At 30.2% G+C, this 20,252-nt stretch carries 11 protein-coding genes; 10 read left to right on the forward strand and 1 reads right to left on the reverse strand.

The genetic code is table 11. The features are described 5' to 3' along the window. Positions 1–13: 13 nt before the first annotated feature. The 5 genes from KO506_RS07740 to KO506_RS07760 all read left to right on the forward strand — a co-directional run bounded on the left by KO506_RS07740 (position 14) and on the right by KO506_RS07760 (position 9,760). Positions 14–1,912, forward strand: coding sequence for a RagB/SusD family nutrient uptake outer membrane protein (locus tag KO506_RS07740; RefSeq protein ID WP_215994322.1), 1,899 nt, complete (start codon positions 14–16; stop codon positions 1,910–1,912). Between the two features lie 65 nt (positions 1,913–1,977). Then, entirely contained in the window at positions 1,978–4,767 is a 2,790-nt protein-coding gene (locus tag KO506_RS07745; RefSeq protein ID WP_215994323.1) for a SusC/RagA family TonB-linked outer membrane protein, read from the forward strand. 28 nt (positions 4,768–4,795) lie between these two features. Continuing rightward, positions 4,796–6,529: a RagB/SusD family nutrient uptake outer membrane protein gene (locus KO506_RS07750; RefSeq protein ID WP_215994324.1), complete on the forward strand. Its 1,734-nt coding sequence runs from the start codon at positions 4,796–4,798 to the stop codon at positions 6,527–6,529. Between the two features lie 20 nt (positions 6,530–6,549). Next, positions 6,550–7,461: a DUF1735 domain-containing protein gene (locus tag KO506_RS07755; protein WP_215994325.1), complete on the forward strand. Its 912-nt coding sequence runs from the start codon at positions 6,550–6,552 to the stop codon at positions 7,459–7,461. Between the two features lie 133 nt (positions 7,462–7,594). Then, positions 7,595–9,760: a hypothetical protein gene (locus KO506_RS07760; RefSeq protein ID WP_215994326.1), complete on the forward strand. Its 2,166-nt coding sequence runs from the start codon at positions 7,595–7,597 to the stop codon at positions 9,758–9,760. Positions 9,761–10,658: 898 nt separating this feature from the next. Here KO506_RS07760 and KO506_RS07765 read toward each other — a convergent pair. After that, entirely contained in the window at positions 10,659–11,621 is a 963-nt protein-coding gene (locus KO506_RS07765; RefSeq protein ID WP_215994327.1) for a T9SS type A sorting domain-containing protein, read from the reverse strand. 868 nt (positions 11,622–12,489) lie between these two features. Between KO506_RS07765 and KO506_RS07770 the strand changes: the two genes are divergently transcribed. From KO506_RS07770 to KO506_RS07790, 5 genes are all read left to right on the forward strand, one after another. Further along, positions 12,490–14,070: a sulfatase family protein gene (locus tag KO506_RS07770; protein ID WP_215994328.1), complete on the forward strand. Its 1,581-nt coding sequence runs from the start codon at positions 12,490–12,492 to the stop codon at positions 14,068–14,070. Between the two features lie 20 nt (positions 14,071–14,090). Continuing rightward, positions 14,091–15,671 carry a sulfatase family protein gene (locus KO506_RS07775; RefSeq protein ID WP_215994329.1) on the forward strand — a complete coding sequence of 527 codons (1,581 nt, stop codon included), beginning with the start codon at positions 14,091–14,093 and terminating at the stop codon, positions 15,669–15,671. Between the two features lie 90 nt (positions 15,672–15,761). Beyond that, a complete protein-coding gene (locus KO506_RS07780; protein ID WP_215994330.1) occupies positions 15,762–16,670 on the forward strand; it encodes a family 43 glycosylhydrolase in 909 nt (302 codons plus the stop codon). 75 nt (positions 16,671–16,745) lie between these two features. Further along, the gene (locus KO506_RS07785) at positions 16,746–18,635 is read left to right on the forward strand and encodes a glycoside hydrolase family 97 protein (RefSeq protein WP_215994331.1); all 1,890 of its coding nucleotides are present in this window, start codon (positions 16,746–16,748) and stop codon (positions 18,633–18,635) included. 68 nt (positions 18,636–18,703) lie between these two features. Then, the gene (locus KO506_RS07790; protein WP_215994332.1) at positions 18,704–20,245 is read left to right on the forward strand and encodes a sulfatase-like hydrolase/transferase; all 1,542 of its coding nucleotides are present in this window, start codon (positions 18,704–18,706) and stop codon (positions 20,243–20,245) included. Positions 20,246–20,252 lie beyond the last annotated feature (7 nt).

Here is a 20,252-nt window from a genome sequence, read left to right on the forward strand (position 1 = left end):
AAAATTAATAATCATGAAAAAAAATAAATATATAATAATACTATTAACGGCAGTTTTTTTTATTAGTTGTGAGGATTATTTAGATAAAGTAGAAGGAGCTGATGGATTAGACCAAGAAGCTGTGTTTACAGACGTACGTTTGGCTACAAATTTTTTAGATGGTGCTTATGGGTACCTAACTACAGAAGTGAGTAATCAAATAGGTAATTTTACAGATAGGTTGCCTGCTATGACTATGGGAGGAGAAGGTTATCCAGGAAGAATTAATCAGCAGCATCCAGAAAATTATGGCTTGTATGCTCAAGGAGATTATTCAAGTTTAATGAATAAAGGCTTAGATGCTCAAGCTACTCCTGTTTTTGCAAGAAGATATAAGACTAGTTGGAGAGGAATAAGAATAACGAGTACTTTTCTAGAAAATGCAGATTTTATACAAAATAGTAATCAAGAGGAAATTGATGGCTTAAAAGGTCAAGCCTATTTTTTAAGAGCTTTTTACTATCATATTTTAACAAAGAGACATGGAGGTTTACTTTATTTAAAAAACACTATAGAAGTAAACGAAACTATTACAGCAGAAAGAGAAAGTTACGAAAGTAATTATGCAGATATGTTAGAAGATTTAAATTTTGCAATAGAATTATTACCAAAAGAATGGGAAGGAGCAAATCTTGGTAGAGTAACAAAAGGAACTGCTATGGCCTTAAAATCTAGATTAACTTTATTTGCAGCAAGCCCATTAGTTAATACAAGTAGTAGTTCTGAATCTTGGAGCAATGCAGCAATAGCAGCTTCAGATTTAATTGAATTTGCCAATAGTAATGGCCTGTATACTTTAGCAGATGCTAGTACAGCAGCTAATTTAGAGGTAGATCATGATGGAGCAGATTTGTTTGTTTCAGAACCAGAAAAATTACAACCCTATAGAAGTTTGTTTGTAGGTCCAGGAGCTAGTAAAGCTATTCCTAGTGAAGTTATACATATGGAAGCAAATCTAAATACGGTTCTTACAGGAAGCCGTACGATTCCTATCCCTAGATTGGCATTAACAACTGGTTTTGATATTTTAAAAGGAAATGGACAACCTGCAGGTATTGGTGCTTTGGCAAATTTTGTAGATAAATTTGAAACTAAAAATGGATTACCAATAGACGAAGACCCTAGTTACAATCCACAAGAACCTTTTATCAATAGAGATCCAAGGTTTTACAATGCTATTTTATTTGATGGTGTTCCATGGACACATGTACAAAGTGGTCCTATTAATGCAACAGGAATTATTGATTTAGCAGTGGTAAACGAACAAGGTAATAGAGGTTTAGATTTAAGCAGTTCATCTCTTGCTCTTTGGAAAGTTAAAAATTTAACAGGTTATCGTATTAGAAAATGGGTTCCTAATGGTTATTGGTATCGTTCTACAGCTTCGTTAGATTTTTATGTTAATAATATTGTGTTTAGAATGGCAGAAGTTTATTTGAATTATGCAGAGGCTGCTAATGAGGCTTATGGGCCAAATGGAAGAGCTCCTGGAGCAAGTTTAACTGCACTTGAAGCTGTAAATAAGATTAGAAATAGAGTAGGTATGCCGAATATAGACTCAAGATATAGTGGGTCTAAAGAATTACTAAGAGAAAGAATTAGAAATGAGCGCGCAATTGAACTTTGTTTTGAAGGACATAGATACGATGATTTAAGAAGATGGAAAGTAGCGCATTTAGAAGAAAACTTAAAAGTAGAATATTTAGAAATGCGTTGGCAAGGAGTATCAGCTACTTATCCTTCAGGATTTAGTTATGAGAATGTTGAGCAAGATAACTTAAAGAAAACTTTTAACGAAAAAAATTATTGGTGGCCAATACCAAATTCAGAATTAGAAGCAGTACCATCATTTGGGCAAACTCCTGGATGGTAAAATTATCTTTTTCTTAAGAAAATATAAACTGAACTAATGAAGAACTTAAAAAACAAATGTAATAGATGAAACGAATCATATCAGAATTAAAAATTTTTATTTTTGGCTTTCTTTATGTACTAACAATTCAGTTAGGAGTTGCGCAAAACAATTCTCCTAGCAGCCTAGTTCAAAAGGATTCATTAAAAATAGAAAACGATAGAATTTTAAAAACCCCTTTTGGTGTTTTTAATTTAAGTAAAACCACAGGTGCAGTTTTTAGCATTTCTGGTGAAGAACTTAGGCAAACTGCAGGAGATAATTTATCAGAAGCCTTAAGAGGTAGAGTACCTGGTTTAAGAATAATAAAATCTAGTAGTATTTCTGGTTCAGAAGCCTATACTTATGTGTTAAATGGCGGAACACCTTATATTTTAATAGATGGGCAACCAAGAGGTTTGCAAGTAGATTTAAGAGAGGTAGAAGAAGTATTAGTGTTAAGTGATGGTACATTTAATTCTCTGATGGGAAATTTAGGAGATAATGGACTAATCTATGTAATTACAAAGGGAGGTAAACCTACCAAGTTTAATATTGAGGTAAATTACCAAGGAGCTGTTAATATGCCTACAAAAATGCCAGATTTACTTTCTGCAGCAGAGTATGCTAAAGTTATAAATCAAGCATCAACAAATGATGGTTTTGGAACTGTTTACAGCCAAGAAGCTATTAATGCTTATGAAAATGGAAGCGATCCTATTAAATACCCTAACGTAGATTATCAAGATGAATTTGTATCTGATCTTGCAGTTTCTCAATATGGTTCTATTGGAATTTATGGAGGAAATGAAAAAACTTCTTATAGTGCTTTTTTAGGGTTTACAGGCTATGAAGGGTTAGAATCTGTTGGAACCACTAAAGGTAAAGATATTAACTTTAGAACTAAAATTAATACAAAAGTAAACGATTTACTAAATGTTCGCGCAAGTGTTTATGGTAAATTTACAGAAAACGAAAGAGCAGTTTTAGGCCCTAACACAGTTTTTTCATGGATTTCAAACGTACCTGCAAATGCTTTTCCATTACAAGTAGGTGACTCTGCTTATGTAGTAAATAATCAATATAGCAACAATTTGTTGGCTGAATTAGAAGCAGGAGGTATAAGAACTGATTATACAGCGAATTTAGTTTTTGATTTAGGGTTAGATTTTGACTTAGAAGACTATGTTCCAGGTTTAAAATATAGCACTTATTTAATGATGAGAACATTCGATGCTCAATCGTTAATCTCTAATAATACTCCAGGGTTATATACTTTAGAATATTTACAAGATCAACAAGGGTTAGATTCCTTATCAGTAAGGTCTCATACAAGTAATAGTGTACAGATTGGTGTGAGCAGGTCTAACACAAATTTTTTAACTACTATAAGTTATGGTGGAAATTTAAGTTATGCTAAGAATATTAATGAAACAGATGTTTTAAATTTAAATTTAAGCCATTTACTTTATTATCAACCTAATAATGCAGCTTCAGCTCCAGATAATAGAAATATTACAGTTAACTTAAATGGTTCTTATTCTTTAAAAGACAAATACATCATGTTTGCAAATGCTAATATGAGTAGCAGTTCTAAGTTTATAAATAGTAACAGAACTAGCTTTTATCCTACTGTTGGTTTAGCATGGGTTGCCTCTAATGAAAATTTTTTAAAGGATAATGATATTTTCGATTTCGTAAAATTGAGAGCTTCTTATGGTCAAATAGGAACAGAATATACAGCTTCTACTTTTTATTATTTAGATACTTGGGGAGGTGGTAGTAACAATGGAACTATCTATTTAGGAACAAGTAATACACCACAAGGTAAGTATGGTTTTAGATTAGCAAATGTTGCTAATGAAGATATAGATTGGGTAGTTTATAATCAGTTTTATTCTGGTATTGAATTAAAAATGTTGAAAAAATTAGATATTTCGTTTAATTATTTTAATATTTTAATTGATGGTCAATTAACAAAAGCAAGTGCCTTATATGCAGATGCTTTAGGTAATGATACTTATTTACCGATGTTAAACTTTAAAAAAAGAAGAAATAAAGGTTTTAATGCAAACTTAACTTTTAGCGAAACAGAAAAACCTTTTAAATATCGTGTAGGTTTTAATGCAGGATATAATAAAATTATTGGTGAAAAAATTGACGAAGTACCTTATCCAGATCAATATAGGCTAGCAGAAGGGCAGCCAGAAGATAGAATTATGGGATATGTAAGTGATGGTTTATTTACTGCAGAAAATATTGGAGATGCATTACCACAGTTTGGAGAAGTACAAGTTGGAGATATTAGGTATGTAGATCAAAATAATGATAACGTAATTGATGCTAGAGATCAAAGAGCTATTGGAAACAATACACCAAGATTCAATTACGGAATTAATGTAGGTTTTAAATATAAAGGCTTAAACTTAGATGTAGTTGGTATGGGTGTTGCAGATTATGATATTAACCTAAATAGTTATTCATATTATAAACATTACGGATTAGCTACTTATCATGGTAGTGTAAATAGCGATTTACCTAATGGAAATCAAAATCCAAGATTAAGTACGCTGCAAAGTGTTAATAATTACAGAAATTCAGATTATTGGATTGTAGATGGAAGTTTTTTTAGAATTTCTAATTTAGAGTTAGGTTATACTTTACCTAAATCAGTAATGTCTAAAACACCAATTAAAGATGTTAAGTTGTTTTTAAGAGGTAGCAATTTGGCGGTATTTAGTAAACTTAAAGACTTAGATCCAGAAGATCCAGCAGCAGGATTGTCTGAGTATCCAATGATGAGAAGTTTTGTAATTGGAGCTACAATGAATTTTTAATCAACCAATGGTAAAAAAATATAATAAGATGAAATTTAAAAGCAAAATAGTAATAGTTTTTACCTTAACGCTTGGTATGTTTGGATGTAGTGATTTTTTAGAAGATCAAATACAATACAATACAGAAGAGATGATTACAGAAACTATAGGTAAATCTAGAGGAATTATAGATGATCTTTATTCAGATTATTCATTTAATTATTTTAATGATTTTTCTATTGAATATTTAACAGATAATGCTGTAAAAAATTCTTCACAAACAAATTTAGTAACAGGTAATTGGAATTCAGTAGACAATCCTTATGGATATGTGTGGCAGCAATCTTACCATAATATGAGACAAATATTTCAGTATATTGAGTTGGTGCATAATGAAGGGCAAATTTTTAACCCAGATCCAGCTCAAGCTGATTTAAATGAAAGAACAATTGCAAGGTATTATGGAGAAGCTCACTTTTTAAAAGCATGGGCAGAGTGGGAGTTGTTAAAAGTTTTTGGTGGTCCTTCAGGTAGTGGAACAATGTTAGGTTTTCCTATTGTAAATAGTACATTAGAAAATGAAGAGTACGCAGAATTAACTCGTAATACTTATGATGAGTGTGTGGCTCAAATTATAGCAGATTTAGAGGTGGCAATAGAAAATTTACCTCTTGTATATACAGGTACAGCAGCTAACAATCCTGCTTTTGATGTTACACAAACTGGTAGAGCAAGTGGTTTAGCAGCTTATGCTTTAAAAGCAAAAGTAGCTTTGTATGCTGCTAGTCCAGCATTTAATCCAACAAATGATGCAACAAAATGGGAAACTGCAGCACAATATGCACATGATTTAATTGAACAAAATGGAGGTCTAAAATCTTTACAAGCATTTAATTTTAGTAGACAGAATAATCCAGATCATATATGGAGAATGCGTAATGGTTTTAATAATAATAGTTTAGAAAAAGGATTATACCCACCATCATTATATGGAAGTGGTCAAGTAAATCCATCACAAAACTTAATTGATGCTTTTCCTGATGCTAGAGGATATCCTATAGATAATACATCAAGTACTTATGATGCTAACACGCCTTATGCTTCAAGAGACGATAGGTTTTATAAATTTGTTTTTTATAATCAAGATCAGTGTTTTACATCAGAATCGTGTAGTGAATTCTCTCCTTTAGAAATTTATGAAGGAGGTCAAGATTACTATGGAGGGTTTAACCAAAGTGGTGGAACAAGAACAGGGTATTATTTAAAGAAATTTTTAAGCAATTTAGATTTCGATCCTGCAACAGTTAGTGCTACAACAACATTACCTAAAGTATATGTACAATTGGGTTTAACAGATATTTACTTAATATATGCAGAAGCATTAAACGAAGCTTATGGAGATCCAAATTTAATTCCTGCTGGTTTAAACTATTCTGCTAAAGAAGTTTTGGCAAGAGTAAGACAAAGAGGGGGTATTATTGTAGATCCTTTTTTAGATGCAGCTGCATCTACACAATCTGATTTTAGAGCTTTAGTTAAAAATGAAAGACGTATTGAATTATGTTTTACAGGTGATAGATTCCATGATTTAAGAAGATGGAAAGATATAGTTAATACAGAAGATATAGAAGGGGTAAAAGTTGTAAAAAATGCAGATGATACTTTTACTTATCAAAATATTGATGTAGAAAGTAGAATATATGGAGAAAAAAATTATTATTTACCATTACCTTATAACGAGTTATTGATTAATACTAATTTAGAGCAAAATACAGGGTGGTAAACAAACAAAGATTAAAGATTATGAAAAACAATAAATTAACAATAATTCAATATTTAACGCTGTTATTATTAATAACATTTAGTTTTGGTTCTTGTGCTTATGAAGATTTTTTAGAGAATGAGTTTGAATTTACTTCAGTTTATTTACCAAAAGAACAAATAGACAGAACTTTTATTATGGATGAAGGCATGATAATTGGTGTAGGTGCTGTTTTAGGAGGCAGACTAGAAAATACAGAAAATGTAGAAATAACTTTTTCTTTAAATGATGATTTAGTAACTGATGCAGGGTATACAGTATTACCTGATAGTTATTATGAATTGGTTGATAGTGAAGGGAATGCAGTTGTAGACAATAAAATTACTATTTCTGCGGGTAAATTACAAGGTTTTGTTTATGTAAAGGCAGACTCTATAAACTATCTAAACGATGCTATGTCTTTAGGTAATAATTATGCTTTAGGGTTTCAGTTAGACAATGTTGTAAAAGCAGATTCTATTTTAGCTAATCTTAAAACTACTGTAATAAGCTTTTCTTATATAAATCAGTTGTATGGAAATTATTTTCAGAATGGACAATATGTAAAAAATGACGGAACTACTTCAGAAACAATTGAATATTCTGGTGATGTTTTAGAGGGTGTATCAATAACTATGATAAACCCTACAACAGTTCAATGTGATGGTATTGCTAATTTAAGAGGAAATAATGATAAAATGAATCTTGTAATTGCAGATGATAATACAATTACTATAGAAAGTGTAACAGGAGCTATAGCAATAACAGATGATGGTGGGTCTTTTTATGATCCTGCAACTCGTACAATAACACTAAACTATTCTTTTGAATCTCTAGGAGTTAATTATACTGCAAATGATGTATTAGGATTTAGAAATAGAGTTGTAGACGGTGTAAATCAAACAGGTATATAATTAAGTTGTAATATTAAACTTATTAATAAGACTTTATGTGAAATTATTGTTTTGATTAGTATTAGGTAAATAAGGCTGGTATTTTATATTGGCCTTATTTTTTTGGAATATAGTTTTGAAAAAAAATATGAAAATGAAAAAAATCCACTTAACTTTTATCGCATTATTAACTTTTATAAGTGCTATTGCGCAAACTACTATTTACACCAACAATATGGATTATGTTATTGGTGACGTTAAACAAGCTTTTATTCAAAATAAAATAACTACAGAAGCACAAGCAGATTATTTACTTATAGGTTTTAAAAACTTAGGGGTAAATGGTATTCGTATACCAATTTTTGCAGAAGGGCATACTCCTAATAAAACCATGTTCGACTATTTTTATAACAAAGCAGTAGCAGCAGGTTATCCTATTTTTGCAAATCCTGCTCAACATGCAGGTGGTCAAAGAGTTGCTTGTGGTATTTTAGATATAGCAGACATCTGTACAGTAAAGGATGATGATAGTAAAACAAATGCTTTGATAGACAGAATCATTCAATTTTCTTACGAATATAAATGTGCATGGATCAACCCTTTTAACGAAGATGGTGCTCCTGGAGGAGCTTGGAGTGCTAGTCAAATAAGTACTATTTATAGCAGTTTAAAAGGAAATTTAAACGGAGCAGAATTAGTGGGATCTTGTGCATGGGGAATTCCAGCAAGTATAAATGTAATGAAGCAAACAACTATAGCAGATAACATTACAGTAGCTACTACACATAATTTGGGTTTTAATCACGAAAGTTGGAAAGAGTTTACGAGCTTGGCAAAAGCAGAAAATTTGCCAGTGTGGGATTCTGAAGTTACTCACAATGACAAAAATAAAACAGGTAGTCGTTTAGAAACAGCTATTGCTTCTAAAGTTGATGGTTTAGTCATGTATGATATTTGGAGAACCATCAACCAAAGTAATGGTTCCATTAATGGTGGTGGTAGAAATCAAATGGCTTTGTATTTAAAAAAAATGCCAACATTAACAGGCAATTATCAAATTAATTCTGGGGTTTTAAACGAAGGTACATCTGTAATTACTTCAGCTGGTAGTAATGTAAAACTAGCTCCATTACCTGCTGATGGGGTTTGGTCTTGGACAGGCCCTAATAATTTTAAGGCAAATACTAGAGAAATTGATTTAACAAATATTACAGATCTAAATGCTGGAGATTACGTGGCTTCGTATATCAGCCCACAAGGAGATGTAAATCATATTGTAATCACTATAGGATTAGATTGTAACAATGGTGCAAATATTACACCATATTACAGAATAAACGATGTGTCTTGGCTAGTAAATACTAGCATTACGTTAAATGAAGGAGATAAATTACAAATAGGTCCACAACCTACTTCTGGAAATTGGACTTGGACAGGCCCTAATAATTTTGTATCAAACTTAAGGGAAATAACATTTGGAGATATTACAGAAGATAATTCAGGGGAATATACTGCAACATTTCTTAATGGTACTAGTCAATGTGGAATGTCTGTTACCTTTCATGTAACTGTTGAGAGTGTAAATGTACCTTTTCCAGACCCTAATGCAAGATATTATATAGATGCTCCTGGTTTTAATGTTAGATTAGGTGCCAATGGCGAAGATGCTTTTACTACTTCAACATCAACTACTGGTTCTCAAGTTGAGTGGACAATTACAGAAAGCACATCAGAAGGGTATTACTATATAAACTGTATTGGTAGTGTAGCAAACCCTAGAATAAGAACTCAAAGAACTACAGTACCACAAATGACAGGAAGTGGCTCTACAGGAGGGCAAACAAAATGGCTATTAACACCAAGTACAAATAGTACATTTTATTTAGACACAGCTTTAGATAACACATCTTATCCACGTTTACAAATCGATAATAACAAACAACCTGCAATGACTGTAAATTATATAACAAACGAATCTGTTAAGTTTACTTTTACAGATATTAGAAAAGGTTTTGTAGGAGATGAAAGTGATAATATATTGTCTGTAGATAAAAACCTATTATCTAGATTAGAGTTATTGTTTCCAAGTTATTTAAACTCCTCAAAAGATGTTCTAAAACCTTATAATGGTATTAATCAGATAAAAAAATATCAGATAGAAGTATATAACATAAGAGGACAAAAAATATTTAGTTCAGGTTCAATTGAAAAAGGTTGGTTGCCTAATAAAAACAGCAGAGGTATTTTTGTATATGTTGTTAAGTATTACAATTTAGAGAATCAATCTATTATTAAAAGAGGGAAAGTTTTAGTTCAGTAGTTCAAAAAACAATTTACATCTAGAGTTATAATAAGTGATGATTTTCTAATAATACTTGTGTTATTCATCATTTATAGTTAAAATAAAGCTATATGTAACATTTTTACTCCTAATATTAGAAAATAGATTCTATAAGAATATTTAATATTGTATGGAAAGTAGTAAGGAAATTTTTAGTGTAGTATAAATACTCATTGTGAGAACTTTTTTTTTATTGACCTCAAATATTATGAGGGACAAAAAAATATTATCTGATAATAATTATAACAAGGTTGCCTTTTGTAAAATCAAGTATAGCTATTCTAGTGATAAAAGAAGTGATTTTGAGTTATATAAAGTAATGTTTTAAAAAAATAAATTTGTTGATTTTTTTGTGATTAATTCAGCATCTGGTAATTCAGGTGCTGTTTTTTTATGCAAAATTTTTTAGTAATGCATTTAATAATAAATAATCAGTCTTTATAAGGTTTAAATGAAACTAAAGACTCCTTTTTTTTAACTGATAGTATTGAAAGAAAAACCTTTATAGAAGCGTTAAACAACGTCTTTATTAAGCGGATTTTACCATAATAGTAAAATGATTAATATCACAAAAAAAGCAGCTGTAGGTAGATGGAAAGTTAAAATTTGATATAATAAAGATGGTATTTAGGTCTAGTACCCTGTAGAGTTTTATATCAATTATTTTTCATTTAATCTAGGAGTAGAAAGACACATAGTTTTTATAGAAGAACCTAGTTTTTTGTGATTTTTAACTTTCTTAGTTAATCAGTAAATATTAATTTTGATAAAAGTTATAATAAATACTCTTCTTTTTTTAGTTTAAAAAAGATAAAAAAAAGAGTGCTAATAAAATAAAAGCACTCCTTTTTAGTAATTATAGTTTTTAATAGAATAGTTATTCTTTCACTATTTTTCGAGTAGCTATTTTACCATCTGCTACTATTTTTACAATGTAGATACCACTATTTAAGTTTGAAACATTTAATACTATTGATTTATCAGTAGGGTTAATTTTATTGTATTGTTGTACTACTTTACCAACTATAGAGGTAATACTGATATCAACTTTATTTACGGCTGTTTTTAATATAACATTTATTTTATCTTTAGAATATGAAGGATATAATAAATAGTCATTAAAAGTAACATTGTCATTAGATGCAGTTGCACCTAAATTTGTATATGTAATATCATCAAAAAAACATTCGCCAACTGGGCTTTGAAAACCTTGATGTAACAATGTTCCTCCAGAAATATCTTCATAAACATCATCTGTAGCAGTAACAACTGTTATCCAAGTTGGGGTTGCTGCATCCCCATCATCTGAGTATTCAGCCGTTAATGTAGATCCATCAATACTAACTCTATACCAACGAGGTACACCAGAAGTTTGTGCAGCTAAATTTGCCTTTTTTAATGTTGGAGCAGCAGGGCTAGTTCCACTTGGTTCATATCTTTTAATTTCTATATTTTGCCAATCAGATCTTATATGGTTAGCTACAATAAATAAATATCCTTGTTTTATTACATCAGGGTATTGAGATGTACCATGTGCTTTTAATAGAATACCTGTTTTTCTTCCATTTCCAGACATTGTTTGTTTCCAAGTCACAGAATAATCTTTACTATCAGGAAACTCATCTAAAGTAAAGGTACCTATGTTTCCGTCCACATAGTCTGTTACTTCTAAAGTATTACTACCACCATAAGCAACTACGGTTGCACCTCCTACATACGAAGATATATTTGAAGCAGCTTCACCAGCAGTATCATTTTCAAAATTGTATTCTTGGGCATGTAAAGTAACACATAAACATAAAAAAGTTAGAGTAAAAATGTAATGTAATTTTCTCATCATAAAGGTTTTAAATTATTAATTATAGTTACCTGCAAATTAGATCAAAATAGAGAAATCAATAACCTGTTTTTGTTTCAAAAGAGTACAAAAAAGTTAATCTTAAGTAAGATACTGCTGTTTTTTGTAGAATGTTTATAGAGTAAAAGATCAATTAAAGAATCTCAATTAGATAAGTATGATATTAAACTAGCAACATAATCATTTAGCTAATTATCTAGTTTTTTGAGTCAAACCCTAATGTAGAGTTTAATTTATAAGAGAAGATAAAATAGGTTCTAACTTCAAGATGTAATTTGACTTAATTGTATATAATAATGTTCTTTTAATCTTAAAAACGTTTTTACATAATAAAAAGAAATGTTTTTAAAAGTATTTGTTATTTAAAAGCAGAAACAAAAATTATAAATCAGATGTAGGTTTAAAATTGTCTCTACAGTTAATATAGGTACTCTCTAAACAACTACTATTGCTGCAATTCATTAAATCTGCAACATTTATAGTCGATAGCTGCAACAATAGTTTCTCCAAAAAGGATTTGATATTTTTATATTTGAATTTGCTTCTAGTGTTGGTTATTTTAGAATAATTGATGAAGAAAATTAAATACTAAATTTATAAAATGAAATTACAATTTATGAGGAAATTATTGCTTCTATTTATTTTGATGAGTGTAATTTCATGTAAAAAAATAAACCAAAACTATACAATCTTTCAACTGAAATAGAATTACAAATTAATTTAACAAAATAACAACCTAAAAAGCTAAAATAAATGCTTCCAATTTTAAGAAATCTGAGAAGATAAAATACAGAATTTAGAAAAAAGAGCATTAGAAAAAAAAACAATTTTTTATAAATCAAAAAAAACAATGGCAAAATTTCGTTACCAATTACTAATTATAGCGATACTTATTTTATCAGCATGTAGTACTTCTAAAATAAAAAAAGAAGGCAAAAGTGTAGTTGCTAAAAAACCAAATATCATTTACATTTTAGCAGATGATTTAGGGTATGGAGATGTAACATCTTTTAATCCTAATAGTAAAATACCAACAGTTAATTTAGATAAAATGGCTGAAAATGGTATAAAATTTACAGATGCACATACCTCTTCAGCTGTTTGTACACCAACTAGATATGGTATTTTAACAGGACGTTATAATTGGAGGAGTCGCTTAAAAAGTAGTGTGTTAGGTGGTTATTCAAAATCACTAATTACACCAAATCGTATAACAGTTGCAGATATTTTAAAAAACCAAGGATATTCAACTGCTTTTATAGGTAAATGGCATATGGGTTGGGATTGGAGTTTTGAAAACGAATCTGAAGTTAAAAAAATTAATAGTTTAAATATAATTCAGAAAGTAAATTACAAAGAACCTATTAAAAATGGGCCTTCTACCCACGGATTTGATTATACATTTGGCTTTTGTGGTTCTTTAGATATGCCTCCTTATGTTTTTGTAGAAAACGACATGCCAACAATGGTGCCAACAAGAAATACGGTTAATAAAGACGCAAAAGGACATTGGAGAAATGGACCAACATCTGATGATTTTGTACATGAAACCGTTTTACAAGATTTAACAGATAGAGCAATTACTTATATAGATGAGAAAGCAAAAGAAGAGAAGCCTTTCTTTTTATACTTTCCATTACCAGCACCTCATACACCTATTTTACCTACAAAAGAATTTTTAGGAAAAAGTAACACCAATAAGTATGGAGATTTTGTAATGCAGGTAGATGATGTTGTTGGTCAAATTAGAGAAAAATTAAAAGATTTAGGCATTTCAGAAAATACATTATTAGTTTTTACAAGTGATAATGGATGCTCTCCAAGAGCAAATTTTGAAGAGTTAGAAAAATTTAATCATGATCCAAGTTATGTGTTTAGAGGTATGAAATCTGATATTTATGAAGGAGGACATAGGGTGCCTTTTATTGTAGAATGGCCCAACAAAGCATTAAAAAAAACAAGTTCTAATCAAACTATTTGTACAACAGATTTTTTTGCAACCTGTGCAGATATTACAAACTATCAAATTAAAGAAACAGAAGGAGAAGATAGTTTTAGCATGTTGCCATTATTGTTAAAAAACGAGAATCAAAAAATTAGAGAATATACAGTTCATCATTCTATAGACGGGTCGTTTGCAATAAGACAAGGAGATTGGAAATTGTGCGTTGCAAAAGGTTCCGCAGGTTGGAGTTATCCAAAATTAAGTGAAATTAGAAAACAAAAATTAGATTTACCAGCAATGCAATTATTCAATATTAAAAAAGATGTTGGAGAAACTAAAAATCTAATAACAAAAATGCCTCAAAAAGCAGCAGAGCTAAAAGCAGCGCTTAAGAAAATTATTTTAGAAGGTAGAAGTACAGAAGGAGAAATACAAACCAATGAAGGAATGGAAGGCTGGAAACAGATAAAAGAAATTGTAAAATAAGAGGATAATTATAGAAAATAATGATCATTCAAAAATATCAACTTTTAATAATATCAATATTAATTTTTACTGCTTGTAGTAGCTCTAAAGTAAAAAATGAGGTTGGTTACAGTGTTATTAAAAAACCAAATATCATCTACATTTTAGCAGATGATTTAGGTTATGGAGATATACAAGCCTTTAATTCAGAAGGAAAAATACCAACAGCTAATTTAGATAAAATGGTTTCTAATGGAGCCATGTTTACAGATGCACATACTTCTTCTGCAGTTTGTACACCTACTAGATATGGTATTCTAACAGGGCGTTATAATTGGCGTACGAAGTTAAAAAGAGGTGTTTTAAGTGGATATTCAAAATCATTAATTAAACCCAATAGAACAACAGTTGCAGATGTATTAAAATCGAAAGGTTATACAACAGGTTTTATTGGTAAATGGCATTTAGGTTGGGATTGGGAATTTGAAAATGAGGTTTCAGAAGAAAGCTTAACAAATAAGAAAACAATTCAAAAAGTAAATTATAAAGCTCCAATTAAAAACGGACCTTCAACTCATGGTTTTGATTATTCTTTTGGATTACCTGGATCTTTAGATATGCCTCCTTATGTATTTGTAGAAAATGATTACGCTACACAAGTACCAACAAAAAAAACAGTTGGTAAAGATGCAAAAGGATATTGGAGAAATGGACCAACTTCTAATGATTTTGTTCATAAAACCTTACTACAAGATTTAACAGATAAAGCTATTAGTTATATAGATAAAAAATCTAAAGAAGATGCACCTTTCTTTTTATATTTTCCTTTACCAGCACCACACACACCTATTTTACCATCAAAAGGGTTTTTAGGAAAAAGTAATACAAATGAATACGGAGATTTTGTAATGCAAGTAGATGATGTTGTTGGTCAAATTAGAAAAAAATTAAAAAACCTAGGTATTTCAGAAAATACATTATTGGTGTTTACTAGTGATAATGGTACATCTCCAAGAGCAAATTTTAAAGAATTAGCAAAATTTAATCATAACCCAAGTTATGTGTTTAGGGGTATGAAAGCAGATATTTATGAAGGTGGGCATCATGTGCCACTTATTGTTGAGTGGCCAAATAATGTAGAAAAAAATAAAAATATAAATCAAACAATTAGTACAACAGATTTTTTTGCAACCTGTGCAGAAATTACGGGTTATAATATTAAAGAAACAGAAGCTGAAGATAGTTTTAGTATATTACAATTACTAACTAGTAATAGCAAAAAAGAAGTTAGAGAGTATATTGTTTATCATTCTATAGAAGGTGCTTTTGCGATAAAGCAAGGAGATTGGAAATTGTGTTTTACACAAGGTTCTGGTGGTTGGAGTTATCCTAAACCAGGTCAAATTAAAAAACAAAAATTAGATTTACCAGCAATGCAATTATTCAATATTAAAAACGATGTTGGAGAAAGTAAAAATTTAATAGCAAAAATGCCTCAAAAAGCAGCAGAACTAAAAGCAGCGCTTAAGAAAATTATTTTAGAAGGTAGAAGTACAAAAGGAGCTACTCAACAGAATGAAGGGATGAAAGGTTGGAAACAAATAGAATCAATAATTAATTAGGTTTTATAAAAAATAGATGTTTTTAGTGCTTTAATGGTTTTTATTACAAATTATTTAACATCATTAGAGTCTTTAAATAAAGTATAAGTTATGAGAAAAATAAGTTTAGTATTTTTTTTAATAGTAATAGTTAGTAATTTCTCTAATGCACAAAATCCAATTTTAAAGAAATCAGATGCCGGATTTATATATGCAGCAGATCCAGCAGCAGAGGTTTTTAATGATACCGTTTATGTATATACTTCTAGAGATGTAAAAAATGCTGTAGGTTATAGTACAATGCAAGATTACGCTGTTTTAGAGTCTACAGATTTAAAAAAATGGATAAACCATGGTGTTGTACTTAAACCAAGAGAGTACAGTTGGGCACAAGGACAAATGAATGCGCCTGATGTAGCCTATAAAAATGGATGGTATTATTTTTATTTTCCTTACGATAAAACACGTATAGGTGTTGCAAAAAGTAAAACACCAATAGGTCCATGGCAAGAAGCAGTTTCAGATAAAATTACAACTATTTTCGATCCTACAGTTTTTGTAGATGATGATGGTCAGGCTTATATTTATGGTAATGACCATAAAGTAAATATTGGCGAACCGGGGTCTCATATTATGGGTGCAAAGTTAAAAGATAATATGATTGAATTAGATGGCCCATGGGTTCAGTTAAGTAAAGAAAAAGTTAATGAAGCAGTGCACGTTTTTAAAAGAAACAATATCTATTATTTTCATGCTAGGGTAGGTAAAGTTACTAAGTATTGGATGGCAGATACTCCATTGCCACAATATGCAACTTTAAAGGGAGAATTAGCTCCTGATGCACCAAATGCACCAAATCATGCATCTGTTATAGAATTTAAGAATAATTGGTATTTCTTTTACCATAGAGGAGACATTAATGATGGTTCGTTTCATAAAAGATCTACTTGTTTCGAAAAAATGACGTTTAGAGAAGATAATACAATTATGCCCATTATATACACTTTAGAAAAAAAGTAAATTTTGATAACTAATTAATATCAATAAAACAAAAAGTGTAGAGAAATTTAATAAAAAAAAGAAACCATTATCAAAATGAAAAAAATAATTTACTTTCTAAGTTTATTCTTGTTACAATATAGTTGTGCTAAACAACCTCACCTAGAGTTAGTATCACCAGACGGAAAACTTACAGTAAAGTTAGAAAATTCAGAAAATAAGTTAACATATAATTTGTACAAAAATGATACAGAAATTATTCTAAATTCTAAGATTTCAATTTTACAAAATTCAAAAGTAGAAATTGTAAACACTAAACAAAAACAAGTAAATAAAAGTTGGAATCCTGTTTGGGGTCAGTTTAGTGAAATTAACAATCATTATAATGAATTAGAAGTTACTTTAAATTATGAAGGAGTTCCTGCAACTCTTTTTATAAGATCCTATAATAGTGGATTGGCTTTTCGTTTTAAAGTATCAGAATTGCCAAAAAACAGTACATCTTCGTTTTTTATTGAATATGGATTGTCTAATAAAACGCAATTATATTCTCCAGCAGATTCAGGAAAACTTTTAGAACCTGTTTCTGTAGAAAATTTGTCGCAATTAGATGCAAAAAAACACCACTTAAAAATACCATTAGTGGCAGAAGTTTCTCAAGATAAATATGTTTCAATTTTAGAGTCAGATTTAATCAGTGCTTCTGGTTTTGATGTAATGAGTATACAGGTTGATAAACAAAGCAAACAGTTATTTTCTAAAAACGATTTTACGTCTAAAGAAGACAATTTTATAACGCCTTGGAGAGTCATTCTGGTAGAAGATACTATAGGTGATTTATTAATCAATACAGTGCCGTTAAACGTTGCAGCCGAAAATAAAATAAAAGACCCATCATGGATTAAGCCAGGTAAAACTTTATGGGATTGGAGAGTGCATGGATATACAGCAAAAGATGGATTTACTTATGGAATTGATAATGAAAGCTATTACAGATTTATAGATTTTGCTGCAGAAAACGACATCGAGTATTTTATGATAGATGATGCTTGGTATACACATGTAGAGCCAGGTAAAATGACTCTGTCTGAAAAATTAGATTTAGAAAAAGTGATTGAGTATGCTAAAGAAAAAGAAGTAGAACTGTTGCTTTATTATGATAGAAGACATGGGAATTATGGAGATGAAAAATTATTTCCATACTACAAATCTTTAAATATGAAAGGGATTAAGTACGGTTTTATGGGGCCAAAAGTACCTTTTACTAGAGATGCTATACGCATGAGTGCAGAGAGTAATTTATTGATAGATTTTCATGATGGACCTGTTCCTTTTACAGGTGTATCCAGAACCTATCCTAATGCTATTACAAGAGAATTTTGTCATGCACAACAAGACTATAGAAAAGCTTTTACACCTAAAACTTTTATAAGAATGGCACTGATTAATGCGTTACAAGGTCCTTTAGATATGAACAATGGAATTTTTGATGTGACAAGTGTTAATGCAGGAAAAAGACAAAAAGGACCTAAAAAAAGAAATTCTCTACAAACTACATCTGTAGCAGAAACAGCAAGAACCTTAATTATTTTTAGTGGTTTGGTATGTATACCAGATGCACCAGAAGCCTATGCAGAAAAACTTGATTTATTTGAATTTATAAAAGAAATGCCTGTAGGTAAATGGGATGAAACTAAAATTTTACATGCTAAAATGGATGCATACATTTCTACAGCAAGAAGACATGGAGATGAATGGTTTATAGGATCAGTTCATAGTAAAGGTGGTACGTTAGATTTTTTATTAGACTTTCTTAAAGAAAACAAAACATATACTGTTACTTATTACGAAGATACTATAGAAACAAATAGTAAAACAAACCCAGAAGCTTACCAAGTAAGAACAGCAACAGTTAAAAAGGGAGATGTAGTTAAAGCCAATATAGTGGCAGGTAGTGGACATTGTATGTGGATTAGACCTGAATAAATTAAAATATTTGATAGCCTAGAAGGATGAAAAAGAGTAAAAGAAAGATGTTTTTTCTAATATTGCTGATGTTTTGTTTTACAACAAATGCACAGAATAAGCAACCCAATATTATTTTAATTTATGCAGATGATTTAGGAAAAGGAATCTTAAGTCATTATGGGCAAAAAATAATTAGTACACCACATATAGATCAGTTAGCAAAAGAGGGCGTTACTTTTGAAAACGCTTATTCAGGTATGGTATGTGCACCTTCTAGGGCCTCGTTAATTTCTGGATTAAGAGATACTAATCCAAATAATTTTGAAATTACCAAAGGAGGTATTTATAAGAAAATTAGTAATGGTAAATATACCAATCAACAAATTCAGAGCAAAATAGATAATACGCTAACACCTACCGATAAAAACGCCATTTTTTTAGGGGAAGTCGCTCAAAAACAAGGATATATAACAGGTCAGTTTGGAAAGTTAGAATGGGGTTTTGCAACGTCTCACAAACAAATGGTAAGGCATGGTTGGGATGAGTATTATGGATATTTAGATCATGTTAGAGCACATGGTTTTTATCCTCCTTTTTTATTCAGAAATGGAGAGGTAGAATATATTGAAGGAAATACACATGCTGATGCTGGTAAGACCAAAGAAAATGAAACACCAGAAAAATACAAAGAACGTTGGAATATGAACGGTAAAACCGTGTATTCTCAGCACTTGTTTATGAGTAATGTTTTAAACTTTATTAGTAAAAATAAAGAGAAACCATTCTTTTTGTATTTCCCTACACAATTACCACATGGTCCAGTTTCAGTACCAGCTGTACATCCAGATTTAGCCAACAATAAGCAATTAACTCCCATAGAAAAGGAGTATGCGTCTATGGTAAAAATGTTAGATGATAATGTGGGTCAAATAATGGCACATTTAAAAAATTTAGAGATTGATGAAAACACTTTAGTGATTTTTACATCAGACAATGGACACGAGATTTATTATACTCAAGAAGGGCGCGTGTACAAGCCTTATAAAAATGTAAAAACAGGAGTGCGTTTTGATGATTTAAAAGACAAATTTTATAGCAATTTTGGAGGTGATGTTTTTGATGGTAATGGAGGTAGAGCAGGTTTAAAACGAAGCAATTTACAAGGAGGTATTCAAACACCATTAATTGCTAGATGGCCTAAAAAAATTGCCAAAGGCAAAACAAGTGATTTGTTAGTGGCTAATTATGATTTTGTAGCCACCATTGCTGACATTACAGGGTACAAAGGAAAAGTAAAAACAGATGGGCTATCGTTTTATAAAGAATTAATAGGAAAAGGAAATAATAAAGAACATGATTTTGTGGTATATGCTTCGTTTATTGGGCCAACCATTATTACCAAAGATGGATGGAAACTAAGAACGCATTTACCTAAAAATGCTTTTGAGTTGTTCTATTTACCAGAGGATTATAAAGAGGAGAATGATTTGTCTCAAAAATATCCTGAAAAAGTAAAAGCACTTAAAAAAGAAATGTTAAAAGCTTGTGCAGGTAATTTAGAGAACGGAGTTTTTACGTTTGGTAAAAATTCTATAGATGTAGAAAAAAAATCAAAAAAACATAAATAAAAAAGTC

Source organism: Polaribacter vadi (assembly GCF_018861005.1).
GTDB classification, from domain to species: domain Bacteria; phylum Bacteroidota; class Bacteroidia; order Flavobacteriales; family Flavobacteriaceae; genus Polaribacter; species Polaribacter vadi_A.

Excerpts from the sequence above, each read along its gene's own strand:
- KO506_RS07740 (WP_215994322.1), top strand. The coding sequence starts at position 14 with ATGAAAAAAAATAAATATATAATAATACTATTAACGGCAGTTTTTTTT.
- KO506_RS07745 (WP_215994323.1), top strand. The coding sequence starts at position 1,978 with ATGAAACGAATCATATCAGAATTAAAAATTTTTATTTTTGGCTTTCTT.
- KO506_RS07750 (WP_215994324.1), top strand. The coding sequence starts at position 4,796 with ATGAAATTTAAAAGCAAAATAGTAATAGTTTTTACCTTAACGCTTGGT.
- KO506_RS07755 (WP_215994325.1), top strand. The coding sequence starts at position 6,550 with ATGAAAAACAATAAATTAACAATAATTCAATATTTAACGCTGTTATTA.
- KO506_RS07760 (WP_215994326.1), top strand. The coding sequence starts at position 7,595 with ATGAAAAAAATCCACTTAACTTTTATCGCATTATTAACTTTTATAAGT.
- KO506_RS07765 (WP_215994327.1), bottom strand. The coding sequence starts at position 11,621 with ATGATGAGAAAATTACATTACATTTTTACTCTAACTTTTTTATGTTTA.
- KO506_RS07770 (WP_215994328.1), top strand. The coding sequence starts at position 12,490 with ATGGCAAAATTTCGTTACCAATTACTAATTATAGCGATACTTATTTTA.
- KO506_RS07775 (WP_215994329.1), top strand. The coding sequence starts at position 14,091 with ATGATCATTCAAAAATATCAACTTTTAATAATATCAATATTAATTTTT.
- KO506_RS07780 (WP_215994330.1), top strand. The coding sequence starts at position 15,762 with ATGAGAAAAATAAGTTTAGTATTTTTTTTAATAGTAATAGTTAGTAAT.
- KO506_RS07785 (WP_215994331.1), top strand. The coding sequence starts at position 16,746 with ATGAAAAAAATAATTTACTTTCTAAGTTTATTCTTGTTACAATATAGT.
- KO506_RS07790 (WP_215994332.1), top strand. The coding sequence starts at position 18,704 with ATGTTTTGTTTTACAACAAATGCACAGAATAAGCAACCCAATATTATT.